Annotated in this window: 1 pseudogene; it reads right to left on the minus strand. The window is 41.7% G+C overall.

From position 1 onward, the window contains the following. Positions 1 to 903 (minus strand): annotated as a pseudogene (locus ACTIE0_RS24730) (reverse transcriptase domain-containing protein); the annotation flags it as partial.

The following is a 903-nucleotide window of genomic DNA, read 5'->3' on the forward strand; positions in this document are numbered from 1 at the left end:
CATCCCCTTATGATTGGGTTTAGTTTACTAATCAGGACTGATTGAGGTGCTTTTTTATGTTGTTTTATTACACCTTTTATCGCTTCTGTATGGGCTTTAACTGCTTTTTTACTGGGTTTGATGTGGGTTTTGAGACCCAACATTTTATGTGGGGTTTTGTTAAATAGGAAGCCTCCTTTTCTTCTTCCCCCACTTTTTCCAGATTTATATTTTCCTACTGGATATTGCCTGATATTGAATCCTAGAAAATCAAATCCTGGTTCTTCTGTTTTGCCGTTATACTCAATGGGATTGAGTGTATGGCAAATTCGAGTCTTTTCGGGTTTAATTTCTAGTCCTACAGGTTTTAACCATTCGGAGATTGCAGTTTTGCACTGTTCAATGATTTCTAGTGATGGAGATCTTACTACAAAATCATCGGCGTATCTGATTATTGTGGCTTGAGCCACGTTTTTCTTTTTAGGATACATTGTTTCAATTAACCTAACCATGCCATCCAGTGCGATGTTGGCTAGGAGTGGACTTATGACCCCTCCTTGGGGTGTCCCTGCTTCTGTATCCTCGAATACACCGTTATCTAGCACGCCCGCTTTGAGCCATTGTTTCAGGTCTCTCTTTAGACTGCTTGGACAATGAATTTGGGTCAGTAGGTATTCATGGTTCACGGTAAGAGCATTTTGCTATGTCTGCATCTAACACGTAATATTCACTTTTGTTGATACCCTGGTAAATTCGTGTTATTGCGTCGTGGGCTGACCTGCCCGGTCTAAACCCGTAGCTTGTGCTTTCAAATCTCGATTCCCATTCAGGTTCGAGTGCCGACTTAACCAAGGCTTGCCTGGCTCTATCTTGGATTGTGGGTATTCCTAGAGGGCGTTTTTCATCCCTACCAGGTTTTGGAAT

It is taken from the genome of Limnospira sp. (genome assembly GCF_051859755.1).
Lineage (GTDB): Bacteria > Cyanobacteriota > Cyanobacteriia > Cyanobacteriales > Microcoleaceae > Limnospira > Limnospira fusiformis.